At 60.3% G+C, this 14031-nt stretch carries 20 protein-coding genes; 6 read left to right on the top strand and 14 right to left on the bottom strand.

The window, feature by feature from the left end; all coding sequences use genetic code 11:
• Window positions 1–44 precede the first annotated feature (44 nt).
• From FSY45_RS15570 to FSY45_RS15550, 5 genes are read right to left on the bottom strand one after another with little or no spacing between them, the layout of a single operon-like run.
• Window positions 45–584, bottom strand: coding sequence for a F0F1 ATP synthase subunit delta (locus tag FSY45_RS15570; protein ID WP_003065404.1), 540 nt, complete (start codon window positions 582–584; stop codon window positions 45–47).
• Window positions 585–596: 12 nt separating this feature from the next.
• Window positions 597–1067 (bottom strand): F0F1 ATP synthase subunit B, encoded by a 471-nt coding sequence (locus tag FSY45_RS15565; RefSeq protein WP_003065405.1) that lies wholly within the window; start codon window positions 1065–1067, stop codon window positions 597–599.
• Between the two features lie 35 nt (window positions 1068–1102).
• On the bottom strand, window positions 1103–1354 hold the full coding sequence (gene atpE, locus FSY45_RS15560) for a F0F1 ATP synthase subunit C (protein WP_003059376.1): 252 nt from the start codon (window positions 1352–1354) through the stop codon (window positions 1103–1105).
• 46 nt (window positions 1355–1400) lie between these two features.
• Window positions 1401–2264, bottom strand: a complete 864-nt coding sequence (atpB, locus tag FSY45_RS15555; protein ID WP_003065408.1) for a F0F1 ATP synthase subunit A — start codon at window positions 2262–2264, stop codon at window positions 1401–1403.
• 14 nt (window positions 2265–2278) lie between these two features.
• A complete protein-coding gene (locus FSY45_RS15550; RefSeq protein WP_003065409.1) occupies window positions 2279–2743 on the bottom strand; it encodes an ATP synthase subunit I in 465 nt (154 codons plus the stop codon).
• Window positions 2744–3121: 378 nt separating this feature from the next.
• Here FSY45_RS15550 and FSY45_RS15545 point away from each other — a divergent pair, with 378 nt between their 5' ends.
• From FSY45_RS15545 to lipA, 3 genes are read left to right on the top strand one after another with little or no spacing between them, the layout of a single operon-like run.
• Complete coding sequence (locus FSY45_RS15545; RefSeq protein ID WP_003065410.1) at window positions 3122–3439, top strand: YbeD family protein; 318 nt, start codon at window positions 3122–3124, stop codon at window positions 3437–3439.
• 41 nt (window positions 3440–3480) lie between these two features.
• Complete coding sequence (gene lipB, locus FSY45_RS15540; protein ID WP_046462156.1) at window positions 3481–4173, top strand: lipoyl(octanoyl) transferase LipB; 693 nt, start codon at window positions 3481–3483, stop codon at window positions 4171–4173.
• 10 nt (window positions 4174–4183) lie between these two features.
• Window positions 4184–5164, top strand: a complete 981-nt coding sequence (gene lipA / locus FSY45_RS15535; RefSeq protein WP_046462150.1) for a lipoyl synthase — start codon at window positions 4184–4186, stop codon at window positions 5162–5164.
• A 487-nt stretch (window positions 5165–5651) separates the two neighbouring features.
• Here the strand turns inward: lipA and FSY45_RS15530 are convergent, their stop codons facing one another.
• From FSY45_RS15530 to FSY45_RS15510, 5 genes are all read right to left on the bottom strand, one after another.
• Complete coding sequence (locus tag FSY45_RS15530) at window positions 5652–6701, bottom strand: YwqG family protein (protein ID WP_046462151.1); 1050 nt, start codon at window positions 6699–6701, stop codon at window positions 5652–5654.
• Between the two features lie 42 nt (window positions 6702–6743).
• Complete coding sequence (gene ptsP, locus FSY45_RS15525; RefSeq protein ID WP_046462152.1) at window positions 6744–8519, bottom strand: phosphoenolpyruvate--protein phosphotransferase; 1776 nt, start codon at window positions 8517–8519, stop codon at window positions 6744–6746.
• Between the two features lie 205 nt (window positions 8520–8724).
• Window positions 8725–8994 (bottom strand): HPr family phosphocarrier protein, encoded by a 270-nt coding sequence (locus FSY45_RS15520; RefSeq protein ID WP_046462153.1) that lies wholly within the window; start codon window positions 8992–8994, stop codon window positions 8725–8727.
• On the bottom strand, window positions 8963–9418 hold the full coding sequence (locus FSY45_RS15515) for a PTS sugar transporter subunit IIA (RefSeq protein WP_034359049.1): 456 nt from the start codon (window positions 9416–9418) through the stop codon (window positions 8963–8965). Before FSY45_RS15515 ends, FSY45_RS15520 begins: the two co-directional genes overlap by 32 nt.
• 97 nt (window positions 9419–9515) lie before the next feature.
• Complete coding sequence (locus tag FSY45_RS15510; protein WP_046462154.1) at window positions 9516–10082, bottom strand: hypothetical protein; 567 nt, start codon at window positions 10080–10082, stop codon at window positions 9516–9518.
• A gap of 151 nt (window positions 10083–10233) precedes the next feature.
• On the opposite strand from FSY45_RS15510, the gene FSY45_RS15505 reads away from it, so the two are divergent.
• A complete protein-coding gene (locus FSY45_RS15505; protein WP_046462155.1) occupies window positions 10234–10746 on the top strand; it encodes a TlpA disulfide reductase family protein in 513 nt (170 codons plus the stop codon).
• Window positions 10747–10947: 201 nt separating this feature from the next.
• On the opposite strand, the gene FSY45_RS15500 is transcribed toward FSY45_RS15505, so the two are convergent.
• Window positions 10948–11394, bottom strand: a complete 447-nt coding sequence (locus FSY45_RS15500) for a cytochrome c (protein WP_003065417.1) — start codon at window positions 11392–11394, stop codon at window positions 10948–10950.
• 137 nt (window positions 11395–11531) lie between these two features.
• Between FSY45_RS15500 and FSY45_RS15495 the strand changes: the two genes are divergently transcribed.
• Together FSY45_RS15495 and FSY45_RS15490 are read left to right on the top strand one after the other, a co-directional pair.
• Window positions 11532–12236 (top strand): DUF4017 family protein, encoded by a 705-nt coding sequence (locus FSY45_RS15495; RefSeq protein WP_046462157.1) that lies wholly within the window; start codon window positions 11532–11534, stop codon window positions 12234–12236.
• Window positions 12237–12319: 83 nt separating this feature from the next.
• Window positions 12320–12808, top strand: coding sequence for a GNAT family N-acetyltransferase (locus tag FSY45_RS15490; protein ID WP_003065419.1), 489 nt, complete (start codon window positions 12320–12322; stop codon window positions 12806–12808).
• Between the two features lie 116 nt (window positions 12809–12924).
• On the opposite strand, the gene FSY45_RS15485 is transcribed toward FSY45_RS15490, so the two are convergent.
• From FSY45_RS15485 to rpmC, 3 genes are all read right to left on the bottom strand, one after another.
• Entirely contained in the window at window positions 12925–13431 is a 507-nt protein-coding gene (locus FSY45_RS15485) for a peroxiredoxin (protein WP_003065420.1), read from the bottom strand.
• Between the two features lie 116 nt (window positions 13432–13547).
• Window positions 13548–13817, bottom strand: a complete 270-nt coding sequence (gene rpsQ, locus FSY45_RS15480) for a 30S ribosomal protein S17 (RefSeq protein WP_003059401.1) — start codon at window positions 13815–13817, stop codon at window positions 13548–13550.
• A gap of 9 nt (window positions 13818–13826) precedes the next feature.
• Window positions 13827–14024 (bottom strand): 50S ribosomal protein L29, encoded by a 198-nt coding sequence (gene rpmC / locus FSY45_RS15475; RefSeq protein ID WP_003059403.1) that lies wholly within the window; start codon window positions 14022–14024, stop codon window positions 13827–13829.
• Between the last annotated feature and the right edge of the window lie 7 nt (window positions 14025–14031).

The following is a 14031-nucleotide window of genomic DNA, read 5'->3' as shown; positions in this document are numbered from 1 at the left end:
ACTCTTTCCTTCTTTCTTGTGTGTTAGCCGAGACCTCAAGCGCATTACGCGGTGAGGGCCGCTTTCATTTGTTCCAGACGGGCCTTGACGGAGGTGTCCAGCACCTCGTCGCCCACCACGACGCGAACGCCACCGATCAGCGATTCATCGAGCTTCACGGTGAGATTCAGCTTGCGGCCAAAGCGCTTTTCCAGCGTGGCGCCAAGCTCGGCCAGCGCTGCATCCTCAATCGGGAAAGCGCTGTACACCACGGCATCCGAAGAGCCGCTCTTGCTGTTCACGAGGCTGCGGAACTGGGCTGCCACTTCAGGCAGCACGTCCAGACGGCCGTTTTCGAGGACCACACGCAGGAAGTTGCGTGCGGACTCGGGCAATGCCGACTTGGCCACACCCGTGATGAGATCGAACACTTGCGCGTCGCTCACGTTCGGGTTGTCGGCCAGTTGGCGCAATTGCGGATTGGCGGCAATCGCCGCCAATTCCTCCACCCAAGCGACAGTGCTGTTCAAGTCTGCAGCCTTGTCGGCGCAGGCTTTGAACAATGCTTCGGCGTAAGGGCGGGCAATGGTGGCGAGTTCTGCCATTTTTTGCTTTCCTTACAGCTCTGTCTTCAGGCGGTTCAGCAGATCAGCGTGGATACCGGCATTGACTTCCTTCTTCAGGATCTGCTCGGCACCCTTGACGGCCAGCGCTGCCACTTGCTCACGCAGGGCTTCACGGGCAGCAATGGCTTGCTGGTCAGCTTCAGCGCGGGCAGCAGCAACAATCTTGTTGCCTTCTTCTGTCGCGCGGGCCTTGGCTTCTTCAATGATGGCCTGGGCGCGGCGTTCGGCGTCCGCAAGCCGCGAAGCTGTTTCGTTGCGCGTCTGGGCCAATTCCTGTTCGACACGCTTGTTGACAGCGGTCAGTTCGGTCTTGGCCTTGTCGGCAGCAGCGAGGCCATCGGCGATTTTCTGGGCTCGCTCATCCAGTGCCTTCGCAATCGGGGGCCACACGAGTTTCATCGTGAACAGCACCAGGATCAGGAAAACAATGGCCTGAACGAACAGGGTCGCGTTGATACTCACGGCAACACCTTTCTATTTAGGGCGTTGATCGGAGCTTAGGCCACCAGTTGGAAGGGGTTGGCGAAAGCGAACAGCAGGGCGATAGCAACACCGATCAGGAAGGCGGCGTCGATCAGACCAGCCAAGATGAACATCTTGGTTTGCAGTTCGTTGATCAGCTCAGGCTGACGTGCCGAAGATTCCAGGAACTTGCCACCCATCAGGGCGATACCGATCGAAGCGCCGATAGCGCCCAGACCAACAATCAGACCACAAGCCAGAGCGACGAGACCGAGAACGTTTTCCATGATGACTCCTAGGGATTAAAGGAAAGAAAGGTTGAAGAGGGAAAGGTCAGTGAGCTTCATGTGCCTGGCCGAGGTAAATCAGCGTCAGCATCATGAAAATGAAGGCCTGCAGGGTAATCACCAGGATGTGGAAGATTGCCCAGATAGAGCCTGCAATGATGTGCCCCACGGGGAGCAACACACCAGAGAGCGACATAGCCGCCGCACCACCCATCAGGGCAATCAGCATGAACACCAACTCACCAGCGTACATGTTGCCGAACAGTCGCATGCCATGCGACACGGTCTTGGCAACGTATTCAATCACCTGCATCAGCAGGTTCACCACGCCCAGGATCAGGGCGAAGACGGGATTCTTGGAAGTGCCGAACGGTGCAGTCACCAGTTCATGCGCCCAGCCGCCCATGCCCTTGATCTTGACGCTGTAGAACAGGCACAGGACCAGCACGGCGAAGGACAGGCCCAGCGTGGTGGACAGGTCGGCGGTAGGCACGACACGCAGATAGGCGTGTTCGTCGGCGGTAGCGCCTTGCCACAGATAGGGCAGCAGATCCACGGGCAGCATGTCCATGGCGTTCATCAGGAAGATCCAGACGAAGACGGTCAGTGCCAGAGGAGCGATGAATTTGCGCGATTGGGCGTTGTGGATATTGGCCTTGGCCTGGTTGTCCACCATCTCGACCAGGATTTCCACGGCGGCCTGGAAGCGGCCGGGCACGCCGGAAGTCGCCTTGCGGGCAGCCAGCCAGAGCACGAAGATGCCGAGCAGACCCAGAACGCCAGCCACCACGATCGAGTCGTAGTTGATGACTGAGAAATCAATGACGGACTTCTGCTTGATGTTTTGCAGGTGTTGCAAGTGGTGAACGATGTATTCACTTGCAGTTGGGGCGTGCGCATCAGCGGCCATCGTCAACTCTCTTCTTAAGCTTCAGTTTTTCGGACACTGGATCGCACCAGCAGTGCAACCCAATACGTTTTCATCACAACAATCAAACCGGCCAGCAACGCCAGCCAACTGAGATCGGGAACCAGCTTTGGCGCAGCCGCCAGCATCGCGATGCACAGCACCAGCTTCACCAGTTCCCAACCGAAAATCCCCGCCATGGCCGCCCCGGCACCTCCCGGCCGTTGACGAACCACACCTCTTGCAAACAGCGCTGCGGGCAACACGACCGCCAGCGCTCCATACGCCGCCGACCAGCCTGCGGCTGCACGCCCCGTCATCAACCACGACAGCAAAGCCACGATAACGCCGACCAGCGTCTGAACGATGACGATGCGCCAGACAGAAACCTGCGGAAAGCGCGAACGCCATGCAGAGGCTTCTTGTGCAGTCAGGGGCTTGAAGTCTTCGACTTCGTCCTCATCCTGAAAATCAGCGGGCATGTTTGTCATGTTTTCTTTCACACCGCTGACCAGGCAAGACTTTTTTACAAAGCCTCTGATTATAAGTAAAAACCCCCGTCGTTAGATAGGGGTTGATACTGTCATGCGCAAAACGTCTTTGACAAGACCTGAGGGTTGTCGCTGAGTGACAACATCTGCCACCCTCAGCTTTGGTGCGGCGCGAGTGTGCCCTAATTGAAATACCTGATTACCCTGAATTGTCTGCCGCCTGCCAGGGGCTTTGCCGGTTTGCCGGCCTCGCCGGGCCATGGATTAGGCCCACGCGCGCAGGGCTGCCCGGCGTGGCGCACAATCTTTCTTACTCATTGACCGGCTGTTTCACCAACGGCAATTTTTCATTCCAGCCAAGGACTCTTCATGAGCGACACGCCCAACCCATCTGCCGCCAACGAGAACGGCCAGCAAGAAGACCCGCGCAAGGATTCGCTGATCGAGTATCCGAGCCAGTTCCCCATCAAGGTGATGGGCGTCAAGAATGAGCATCTGGTGCATGAAATCACCAAGATCGCCGAAAAATTCGACCCCAGCTTTGACGCCAGCACGGTGGAGCTGCGCCCCAGCTCCGGCGGCAACTACCTGGGCGTGACCATCACCATCACGGCCACCAGCCGCGAACAGCTGGACGATACCTACCGCGCACTGACCTCTCACCCCCTGGTGAAGGTCGTGCTGTGAGCAACAGCCCGATTGCTTCCGCCTTGCAGCCCCCCGAAGCCATGGACCTGCGCTTTCTGGGGCGCACCGGCTATGAAGCAACGGTGGTCGCGATGCAGGAGTTCACGCGCACACGCAACTCGGCCACACGTGACGAAGTATGGGTATGCGAGCACTCACCCCACTTCACCCAGGGGCTGGCCGGCAAAATTGAAAATGTTCTGAACCCCGGCGATATTCCCGTGGTGGCCACCAATCGCGGCGGCCAGGTGACCTATCACGGCCCCGGTCAGGTGGTGGCCTATCCGCTGCTGGATCTGCAGCGCATGGGCTACTTCGTCAAAGAATATGTGTACCGGCTGGAAGATGCGGTGATCCGCACGCTGGAGCATTTCGGCGTCACCGGCCACCGCGTGGCAGGCGCCCCCGGCATCTATGTGCGCCTGGACGATCCGCGCAGCCATGCCATGCTGGAGCAGCGTCCGCAACATCGCGAACCGGGCAGCCCGGCGCCCGAGCCGCATTTCGAGGGCCTGGGCAAGATTGCCGCCCTGGGCATCAAGGTCAGCCGCCACAGCACCTACCACGGAGTGGCCCTCAATGTCGATATGGATTTGGAACCTTATTTGCGAATCAACCCTTGCGGATACGCAGGGCTGAGAACAGTGGACCTTTCTACAATCGGCGTACAGACAACCTGGGACGAGGCCGCATCCGTGCTGGGCCGCCAGCTGAAGGCGCGTCTCTCACCCTGAAGGCAAGATCATGAGCACCAATGAAGTCGTGCGCGAAGCGCAGTCCGCCGAAAACTACAACCCGCTGGCCAAGCAGAAGGCTGCCGCCAAGCTGGCACGCATCCCCGTGAAGGTGGAGCAGGCCGAAGCCCTCAAAAAGCCGGAATGGATACGCGTCAAGGCCGGCAGCCCCAGCACGCGCTTCTACGAGATCAAGGACATTCTGCGCAAGAACAATCTGCACACGGTCTGCGAGGAAGCCAGTTGCCCGAATATCGGCGAGTGCTTTGGCAAGGGCACGGCCACCTTCATGATCATGGGCGACAAGTGCACGCGCCGCTGCCCCTTCTGCGACGTGGGCCATGGCCGCCCCGATCCGCTGGACGTGAACGAGCCGCTGAATCTGGCGCGCACCATTGCCGCTCTGCGCCTGAAGTACGTGGTGATCACCAGCGTGGACCGCGACGACCTGCGCGACGGCGGCTCGGGCCACTTTGTGGAATGCATCAAGAACATCCGCGAGCTCTCGCCCGAGACGCAGATCGAGATCCTGGTGCCCGACTTCCGCGGCCGTGACGACCGCGCGCTGGAAATCCTCAAGTCGGCTCCGCCCGATGTGATGAACCACAATCTGGAAACCGCGCCGCGCCTGTACAAGGAAGCACGCCCCGGCTCCGACTACCAGTTCAGCCTCAACCTGCTCAAGAAGTTCAAGGAACTGCACCCCGATGTGCCGACCAAGAGCGGCATCATGGTGGGCCTGGGCGAGACGGACGAGGAAATCCTGCAGGTGATGCGCGATATGCGCACCCACAACATCGACATGCTGACCATCGGCCAGTATCTGGCGCCCACCAACAGCCACCTGCCCGTGCGCCGCTATGTGCACCCCGATACCTTCAAGATGTTCGAGCAGGAGGCCTACAAGATGGGCTTCACCCACGCCGCCGTGGGCGCCATGGTGCGCTCGAGCTACCACGCCGACCAGCAGGCCCATGCCGCCGGCGTCTGAGCACCGAAGACAGCACTCACAAAAGCAGCCCCTGTGGCTGCTTTTTTCATGCCCGGATGCAATGAGCAGTACTGCACGCTCCAGTATTTGCCAAAAATAAAGCTCCTGAATAAGGAGCTTGCTGCGCTTTTCTGGTAAAGCTTACATAGTCAATTCATAGCAGAATCGTTGCACATCATGCGCTAAAAGCTATGAATTTTGATAATCCACTGTTTACATCGAAAAAACGCCTGGCTAACCGGCAAACCGCTGGCTGGCAAAAACGACTGCAGGCTGAACAGGCCCGACGAGTCGCCCCACGATGAAACTGAGCCATGCAGCGCTGGATACCCCACCAGAGTCCTGTGCTGCAAGCTGGGATGGATAGTAACATCAAATGAGAATCAATATCAATTAATTTTCGTTTTCCACAAAAAGAAATCTCCAAACACCTGTTTTGCAGCCATTTCGCAACCGTTGACACCTGCAATCACGGCGCATGCTGGTCTCAGCAACACTGCAGCACCAACCGCACTCGGTCGAAGCGACGTGCGCGCAGGTCGTCGCGGCGCATCCACAAATAGACCTGGCCTTCATCGCCCCAGCCCATGCCGCCTTTTTCATCGCTGCCGATCTGCAGCAGCAAAAGCCACTGCGTTGCGGTATCGCGTACGGCCCGCGTGGCCTCGTCCGCGTAGGCCTCGCCATTACCGCAGTAATGCCCCGCAGCCACCAACGCGCATTCGGTCTGCATATCACCCTGGACAGGCGTGGGCCAGCCGCCGATGCGATGGCAGCCACTGTCCTCTCCACCGCTGCTGGCAGCGTTTTGTGCGTCATCGAACCACCATTCGACAAAGCGGTCACGCTGCTCTTCGTCAAGCGCTAGGCCCTGCGAATCCCACTGAGCGCTCTCCAGGGGCAAGGCCGTGACGCAGGCATGCAGTTCGCAGGCCATAGGTGCGAGCTGGCAATGATCGGGCAGCTCTAGCAGCGCCGGCGGCTGCGGGCGCCGCTCAAGCTCGGCATCGCCCTCGGAGAAGATCAGCTTCAGCGCACAGGCATCGGCAGGATCGAAACCCCAGGGCTGCTCCATCAGGTCGTAGAAGACGGACAGCAGCCCGGACTCGGGGAAATCCGCATCCAGAGTCCCGGCGGAGCGGGCTTCGGCGAAGTTGATCTGCGCCACAAAGCTCAGCGGAAAAGTGCTTTCAAGCCTTGCGACGTGCTGCAAGGCCTCTTTGCGAAACAGCAGTACTTGCTCGGGTCTGGCCCATCGCCAGCGGCTGTCGGGAGCAAGGCTGTCTTCGCGATGGGGCTTCACCCGCTGCTCATGGTCCGGATAGCGCCCTCGCTCGGGCCAGGCCACACCGGCTGGCAGGTCGGGACAGCCGCCAAACTTGGTGCTGCCGGACGCAATCTCCGCTTCATCCTTCACCGCAGTGGTCTGCAGCCACACGGCCGGCCTGGCTTGTGCAGCCAGTTGCTGCGCAAGCGCTGCATCTTCCAGCACCGGCTCGAGCTCACGGGCGATTTCCTTCGAATGTGCGTAATTCATCCATCCCTTTTCTGCCTGCCTCGAGGCCGCTCCCTGGGTTCTTCAGGGCGCCAGCATCTGCGCAGGGCATTCGCTGCACAGTACCTCGCAGGCCCAGGGAGCCAGCTTGCTGGAGTCCGCACGCAGCACCTCCTGCTTGACGGCCAGAATCTGCGCGGGGTGCATGGAAAAGCTGCGCAGCCCCAGGCCCAAAAGCAGCCGGGTCATGCTCAGATCACCGGCCATTTCGCCGCAAACGCTGACTTCCTTGCCTGCAGCATTGGCCGCTGCGATGACCTCCGCCACCAGGCGCAGCACGGCCGGATGCATGGGGTCGTAGAGATGGGCCACGGTTTCGTCGGCACGGTCGATGGCCAGCGTGTACTGGATCAGGTCGTTGGTGCCTATGGACAGAAAGTCGAAATATTGGAGAAAGCTGTGTACCGTCAGGGCGGCCGCCGGGATCTCGATCATGGCGCCCAGCTTGACCGGGCCGTAGGCCACGCCGCGCACATCGAGCTCATGCTGCGCCTGGCGCAGCTGTGCCAGGGTCTGCTCGATCTCGCTGCGATGGGCCAGCATGGGAAACAGCAGCTTGACCTGCCCATGCGCTGCCGCGCGCAGAATGGCGCGCAGCTGGGTGCGGAACATCACGGGGTCGGCCAGACTCCAGCGTATGGCGCGCAGGCCCAGCGCGGGGTTGAGGTAGTAGTCCTTGGGCTGAGCCTTGTCCAGCGGCTTGTCGGCCCCCACGTCCAGCGTGCGGATGGTGACCGGCATGCCTTGCATGCCGTCTATGGCCTCGCGATAGGCACGATACTGCTCTTCCTCGCCGGGCAGATTGCCGCTGCGCCCCATGAACAGAAACTCGGTACGGAACAGCCCCACCCCGACTGCGCCAGCACGCACGGCAGCAGCCCCGTCGCTGGGCTGCTCGATATTGGCCAGCAGCTCCACCTTCTGCCCATCCATGGTGAGGGACGGCGTGTAGCGCAGACGGGTCAGGCGCTCGCGCTCCAGTTCGGTCTGGCGCTGGCGAAAGCTGTACTCCGCCAGGATGATGGGCGTGGGGTCCACGATGACCACGCCCTCGTTGCCGTCGATGATGACCCAGTCGTCCTGGCGAATCAGCTGGCTTGCGGCCCGCGCGCCAACCACGGCCGGAATGTCCATGCTGCGCGCGACGATGGCCGTGTGGCTGGTCTTGCCGCCCACGGCTGTGATGAAGCCCGCAAAGACCTTGCTCTTGAACTGCAGCATGTCCGCTGGCGACAGATCCTGCGCCACCAGCACCAGCGGGGTTTCCGTGGTGACGTCGAGAGGCAGCTGCTGTCCATCGGTTGCAGGCACGGCGCCCGTCGGAGCCAAAGGTGGAGCAACCTGCGCAAGCGGACTGGCCGCGCCCTTCATGTGGCGCAGAATGCGCTCCACGACCTGCTCCAGATCGGCCTTGCGCTCGCGCAAGTACTCGTCGTCCATCTCGTCGAACTGGCGCGAGACGATTTCCAGCTGAGTGGTCAGCGCCCATTCGGCGTTGTAAAGACGCTCGGATATCCAGTTGCGAATGGCCTCGGCCAGTGCCTGGTCCTGCAGCAGCATCAGATGCACATCGAGCAGCGCATCCAGCTCGCCAGGCGCATCCTTGGGCATTTCTTCCTGAAGCCGGCGCAGCTCGTCAATCACCGCATTGCGTGCCGTGCGGGCACGCTGGATCTCCGACTCCACCTGATCGGGCCGGATGAAGTAGTGCACCACCTCCATGCGACTGGAGGCCACAACGACCGCGCGCCCGATGGCAATCCCTCGGGAGACGGCCAGGCCGTGGATGGCAAATGTCATAGCGAATGCCCTTTCGCGAATTTCGCGATTGCTTTTTGCTTGCTTCTTGCTCTTGTTTTTGCAGCAGTCAGCGCCAACTATCGCTGCACTACAGCATCAAAGCCGCTCTACTTCATTGACAGCAAGACCCTGCCTGCTATCAAAAGAGCTAATCGTCAAGCTGCCACCTGCGCGCGGTCAAGCCGCGGCACAGGTGAAGCAGCCTTTACTGGCCTTCGCCAAACTTGTCGTTGATCAGGGCCACCAACGCATCCGTGGCTTCCTGCTCCTGTGTGCCATCGGTTTCCAGCTCCAGCTCGGAGCCTATGCCTGCCGCCAGCATCATCACGCCCATGATGCTCTTGGCATTGACGCGGCGCTCGCCCTTGGTCAGCCAGACCTCGCAGGGGAAGCTGCCGGCCAGCTTGGTGAGCTTGGCCGATGCACGGGCATGCAGGCCCAATTTATTGCTGATGGTGATATTGGTCTTGATCATTGGAAGGTCGTGCGCTTTGATTTTGTCGGGAACTGCCGGCTACCTGCATCACTCCTTGGCTGCCGCCCACCATGGCCCGCGAAACCAGGGCATCCAGCGGCTCATGCCGATAGCCTATGGAGCGCAAAAGCATGGGCAGGTTCACGCCCGCCACCAGCCTGGCCTGCAACAGGCCCGTGAGACGCTGGGCCACGTTACAGGGTGTGGCACCGAACAGATCGGTCAGCACCAGTGTCGGGGCATCCAGCCCGCCATGCGCCACCAGCATGGCCAGGGCACGCTCCAGCGTGGCCTCGGGCGCCTCTTCGGAAGGCACGTCCAGGGCCAGCAAGTCGTCAGCGCTATCGGCAAACACATGCAGCGCGCATTCGCGCAATGCAGCGGCCAGAGGAGCGTGAGTGAGCAAAAGAATGCGCGTGGTCATGTAGTCACAGTTCTTGATAGCAAATTATGGCTTGTCGCCGCCGTCAACAAGGGCAATGAGGTGGATGAAGCGCAAGGGTCATGATCTGGATGCGGGCTTATTGCAACTGCAGGCCCGAGAAAAACAGCTCGGCCTCTGCAGGCATGGCCTTGTCAGCGTAAATTACCGCGTGATAGACCCTGGCGCCGCCGCCTTCCAGGCGAGCGAACCACAGTCCATGTCCAACCACCTTCTGTCCGCCGCTCGGGCCCTGGCCTTCGAACGAGATGCGCAGGGACTGCGGCAGATTCAGCGCCCCCTTGGGCACCCATGGACCGTCTCCCTTGACATTGAGCTTTGTCGCGACGCCGTCTGCCGACTTCAGCTGCTTGAGCACCGCCTGCTGCCAGAACGTCAGAGCCTCGGCCGCGCGGGCGGGCTCGGCCACGGCAAAATGCGATACCGCATAGATCGCGCCCCGGGCCTCGCAGCCCACCACCGACAGCGGCACCTGGCCCAGGCCCAGATCGACAGGGCGGCTGGCCGTCTGCGCATCGCAGGGCAAGAGTGCTTGCAGCGGCGCATCCTTGAGCTGGGTGGTACGCCAGTTCAGCGCCGGGCTGCAGGCGGCCAGCAGCGCACCGCTGACCAGCAGCGTCGCAGCCCAGAATCCGGTTTTCTTCATGGCCCATTATCGGCAGCGGCACGGGCCCGACCTGTCACGCAAGCCTAGGGTTGACCCGTGGGTCAAGCAGTAAGAACTGAACTTTCGGCGTGTTTGACACACCAAACCACAAATCAGCAAGGTGCTGAAGATTTGTGCACAATCAATCTCTATGGCAAGCAAACATTGGATCGCAGGCATTGTGGCGGCCGCCGTCATCGGCGTCGGGGCCTGGGTGTATTCGGGCGCAGGGCAAGCCGCGGCGCCGCAATCCACCTTTGTGCTGCTGGACGGCAGCCAGAAAACCACCGCCGACCTCAAGGGCAAAGTGACGCTGGTGAACTTCTGGGCCACCAGCTGCACCACCTGCGTGGCAGAGATGCCCGAGATCATCAGCACCTACCAGAAGTACCAGGGCAAGGGCTTTGACACCCTGGCCGTGGCCATGAGCTACGACCCGCCCAGCTATGTCGTGAACTTCGTCGAATCGCGCAAGCTGCCCTTCCAGGTCGCGCTGGACAACACCGGCAACGTGGCCAAGGCATGGGGCGATGTGCAACTCACCCCCACCACCTTCATCGTCAACAAGCGCGGTGAGATCGTGAAGCGCTATATCGGCGCACCCGACTTTGAGCAACTGCACAAGCTGATCGAGACGCTTCTGGCAGAACCGACTGCAGCTTGATTAAAAACCATAGCTCACAGCGCTTGACAGCAGGTCACTTCAACATCAAAAGTGCCTAAAACATAGAAATAGCAAGCGACAGCAGCTCACAAAAAAAAAACCGACCATTGGTCGGTTTTTTCATGCCTGGAGCATCGAGCAAGGGCCGCTCCGCAGCAAAGATGCTGTCCTCTGGGGGAAGCCGCGCAGCTGCTCAGGGGGCTACTTATTCCGGAAGCTGTCGTGGCAGCTCTTGCAACTATTGGCGGCCGGGCCGAAAGCCGTCTTGAGATTGTCCAGATTTCCGGTCTTGGCAGCAGCGTTGAGCTTGACGACTTCTGCTTCCATCTTGCCCGACAGATCATGGAACTTGGCCTGCTCCTTCCACACCTCAGGCTTGGCCTTGCCGCCTTCGGTGCCGGCGCCGAAGCCGGCCCAGGGCAGCTTGGACATGAAGGCCACAATTTCCGCACTTTCCTGCGCGCTCTTGGCATCAAAGGGCATCTTGCCATTGGCCATGGCGCCCAGGCGACCGAAATGCGTGCCCAGCACGCTCAAGGCGCTCTGGCGGTATTTGATGGCATCTTCAGCCTTAGCGAACTGTGCCGAGGCAGGCAGGGCCACGGTGGCAACCACAGCAGCGAATGCCAGAGTGGAAAAAGCTTTCATCGGGGTATCCTTTCTTGGTTCTGCAGCCTGCCGCAGGCGGCTGCCCGACCAGTATGGCAGAGTCCCCCAAAGGCCGCGATTTGGGCTTGCAGCCCTGCCAGGGCACAATGTCCGGGTCCATCAGCCATGAAAAAGCCATGACAGAGTCCGCCACACAAGCCTCCACGGAAGTCCACAGAATTCGGATCTGGGACCTGCCCACCCGCCTGTTTCACTGGCTGCTGGCAATCTGCATCGTGGCCCTGGTGGTCACTGCCAAGATGGGCGGCAATGCCATGAACTGGCATCTGCTGCTGGGACAGGTGGTGCTGGCCTTGCTGATCTTTCGCATTCTCTGGGGTTTGGTGGGCGGGTACTGGTCGCGCTTTGGCAGCTTCATCCCTTCTGCAGCAGCCATGAGCCGCTATATGCGCGGCACTTCGACCACGCAGGACCGCGCAGGCCACAACCCGCTGGGTTCACTGTCCGTGATCGCGATGCTAATCGTGCTGATGGCGCAAATCGCAAGCGGGCTGATGAGCGATGATGAAATTGCCTTCAGCGGACCGTTGACGCGTTTTGTCTCTGGCGAACTGATCTCCAAGGCCACCAACTACCACGCCCACTGGGGCCAGTACCTGATTTACGCACTGGTCGCACTGCATCTGCTGGCCCTCATCGGCTACAGCCTCAAGGGCGACAAACTGGTCCCGGCCATGGTCACGGGCGACAAATTGCTGAAGGAGCCCGTTGCTGCGAGCCGCGACACCGCCAGCACCCGGGTTCTGGCTGCGCTGCTGGCCGTGGTGGCAAGCTCTCTTTCCTGGTGGATCCATCAACTGGGGCAGAGTGCTGCTTTCTGAGTTCTGACGCTGCAGGCAGCGGCTTTAACCATGTAAAGCACTTGCCGCTACACTGGGCCTTCTTTCATCATTGCCTAGTTGCCGTGGACAAGCCTGCCGTGGACTTGCTGACGCCCAGCCTGGAGGAAATAGGTGCTGTGCGCCAGATCTTTCAGGAGTATGCGGACAGCCTGAACATCGACCTGGAATTTCAAGGATTCGAATCCGAACTCGCCGCCCTCCCTGGCGAATATGCTGCGCCCCGTGGACAGATTCTGCTGGCTCGCGTGGATGGCAGCATTGCGGGCTGCTGCGCACTGCGTCCTCTTGACGACTCCGACTACCCCAATGCCGCTGAGATGAAGCGCCTGTTCGTGCGCAAGGCTTTTCGTGGCTTTGGCCTGGGGCGTCAACTGGCCGAAGCCATGCTCGATATTGCCCGCCAGGCTGGCTATGACCATGTGCTGCTCGACACACTGGACGACATGGAGTCTGCCCGCGCGCTGTATGTGGACCTGGGCTTCGAGCCCATCGAACCCTACTATCACAATCCGCTTCCAGGCGCACACTACCTCAAGGCCGATCTTTTCTGAGCCCGAATGCAAAAAGGCATTGCCAGTTTGGCAATGCCTTTTTTCTGTGACGCCGCGCAAAGCCGCCTTGCGGCGAGAGCGTCACTCCCGCGCGCAGCCACTCAGGGCTTCAGCCATCAAGCCTTGGCTTGAGCCAGCATGGTGCCGGCATCGCTGACTTCAAACTTGCCAGGAGCTTCCACGTTCAGGGTCGCAACCTTGCCGTCCTTGACCAGCATGGAGAAGCGGTTGGCGCGCAGGCCCAGGCCCTTGCCGTTCAGGTCCAGCGTCAGGCCAGTCGCCTTGGCGAATGCCGCATCGCCGTCGGCAATCATGCGCACCTTGCCAGCCACCTTCTGATCGCGGCCCCAGGCGCCCATCACGAAAGCATCGTTCACGGCCAGGCACCAGATTTCGTCCACGCCCGCAGCCTTGAGTTCTTCGGCCTTGGCCACATAGCCTGGCAGATGCTTTTCGGAGCAGGTGGGCGTGAATGCGCCGGGCACGGCAAACACGGCAATAGTCTTGCCGGCCAGAGCCTCGGGCAGCTTCACGGGGTTGGGACCAAGGCTGCAGCCATTGCCTTCCACTTCCACATATTCCATCAAGGTCACTGCGGGCAGGGCATCACCAACTTTAATCATGACTATCTCCTTTGTTGCAAAGCACGGACCGCATTCTTGGCGGCCCAAATAAAAAAACGACCCACAGCATTGTGGGTCGTTTTCAAGGGCTTTGCAGCCGGCGGGCCTGGTTAGGCTTACACCAGAGCAGCCTTTTGAACCAAGCGGGTAGCAACCCAGTTCTTGGTCTTGGAGAGAGGACGGCTCTCGGTGATTTCAACCACGTCACCCAGCTTGTACTCACCTTGCTCGTCGTGAGCGTGGTACTTGCTCGACTTGATCATGATCTTGTCGTAGATGGGGTGCTTGACGCGGCGTTCCACCAGAACGGTCACAGTCTTGGCACGCTTGTCGCTGACCACCTTGCCAATCAAGGTGCGCTTGAGGGATGTTTTAGCTTCCGTCATGTCGGCTCCTTACTTGGCGGCTTGCTTTTCAGCAAGGATGGTCTTGGCACGAGCGATGTCACGGCGTGTAGCCTTGATGGTCGCAGTGTTGCCCAGTTGTTGCGTGGCCTTTTGCATGCGCAGACCGAAGTGAGCCTTTTGCAGGGACTTCACTTCAGCTTCCAGACCAGCCACGTCTTTTTGGCGGAGTTCAGCAGATTTCGTCATGTTGATC

Origin of the sequence: Comamonas sp. Z1, from assembly GCF_008121555.1 — a bacterium.
In the GTDB taxonomy this organism is placed as follows: Bacteria; Pseudomonadota; Gammaproteobacteria; order Burkholderiales; family Burkholderiaceae_C; genus Comamonas; species Comamonas thiooxydans.
The sequence above is the reverse complement of the archived record's forward strand: the minus strand, read 5'-3'. Positions and strand labels throughout refer to the sequence as shown.

Bases quoted from the DNA above. Each gene is read 5' to 3' on its own strand.
- FSY45_RS15570 (WP_003065404.1), bottom strand. From the start codon at position 584: ATGGCAGAACTCGCCACCATTGCCCGCCCTTACGCCGAAGCATTGTTC.
- atpE (WP_003059376.1), bottom strand. From the start codon at position 1,354: ATGGAAAACGTTCTCGGTCTCGTCGCTCTGGCTTGTGGTCTGATTGTT.
- atpB (WP_003065408.1), bottom strand. From the start codon at position 2,264: ATGGCCGCTGATGCGCACGCCCCAACTGCAAGTGAATACATCGTTCAC.
- FSY45_RS15550 (WP_003065409.1), bottom strand. From the start codon at position 2,743: ATGCCCGCTGATTTTCAGGATGAGGACGAAGTCGAAGACTTCAAGCCC.
- FSY45_RS15545 (WP_003065410.1), top strand. From the start codon at position 3,122: ATGAGCGACACGCCCAACCCATCTGCCGCCAACGAGAACGGCCAGCAA.
- lipB (WP_046462156.1), top strand. From the start codon at position 3,481: ATGGACCTGCGCTTTCTGGGGCGCACCGGCTATGAAGCAACGGTGGTC.
- lipA (WP_046462150.1), top strand. From the start codon at position 4,184: ATGAGCACCAATGAAGTCGTGCGCGAAGCGCAGTCCGCCGAAAACTAC.
- FSY45_RS15530 (WP_046462151.1), bottom strand. From the start codon at position 6,701: ATGAATTACGCACATTCGAAGGAAATCGCCCGTGAGCTCGAGCCGGTG.
- ptsP (WP_046462152.1), bottom strand. From the start codon at position 8,519: ATGACATTTGCCATCCACGGCCTGGCCGTCTCCCGAGGGATTGCCATC.
- FSY45_RS15520 (WP_046462153.1), bottom strand. From the start codon at position 8,994: ATGATCAAGACCAATATCACCATCAGCAATAAATTGGGCCTGCATGCC.
- FSY45_RS15515 (WP_034359049.1), bottom strand. From the start codon at position 9,418: ATGACCACGCGCATTCTTTTGCTCACTCACGCTCCTCTGGCCGCTGCA.
- FSY45_RS15510 (WP_046462154.1), bottom strand. From the start codon at position 10,082: ATGAAGAAAACCGGATTCTGGGCTGCGACGCTGCTGGTCAGCGGTGCG.
- FSY45_RS15505 (WP_046462155.1), top strand. From the start codon at position 10,234: ATGGCAAGCAAACATTGGATCGCAGGCATTGTGGCGGCCGCCGTCATC.
- FSY45_RS15500 (WP_003065417.1), bottom strand. From the start codon at position 11,394: ATGAAAGCTTTTTCCACTCTGGCATTCGCTGCTGTGGTTGCCACCGTG.
- FSY45_RS15495 (WP_046462157.1), top strand. From the start codon at position 11,532: ATGACAGAGTCCGCCACACAAGCCTCCACGGAAGTCCACAGAATTCGG.
- FSY45_RS15485 (WP_003065420.1), bottom strand. From the start codon at position 13,431: ATGATTAAAGTTGGTGATGCCCTGCCCGCAGTGACCTTGATGGAATAT.
- rpsQ (WP_003059401.1), bottom strand. From the start codon at position 13,817: ATGACGGAAGCTAAAACATCCCTCAAGCGCACCTTGATTGGCAAGGTG.
- rpmC (WP_003059403.1), bottom strand. From the start codon at position 14,024: ATGACGAAATCTGCTGAACTCCGCCAAAAAGACGTGGCTGGTCTGGAA.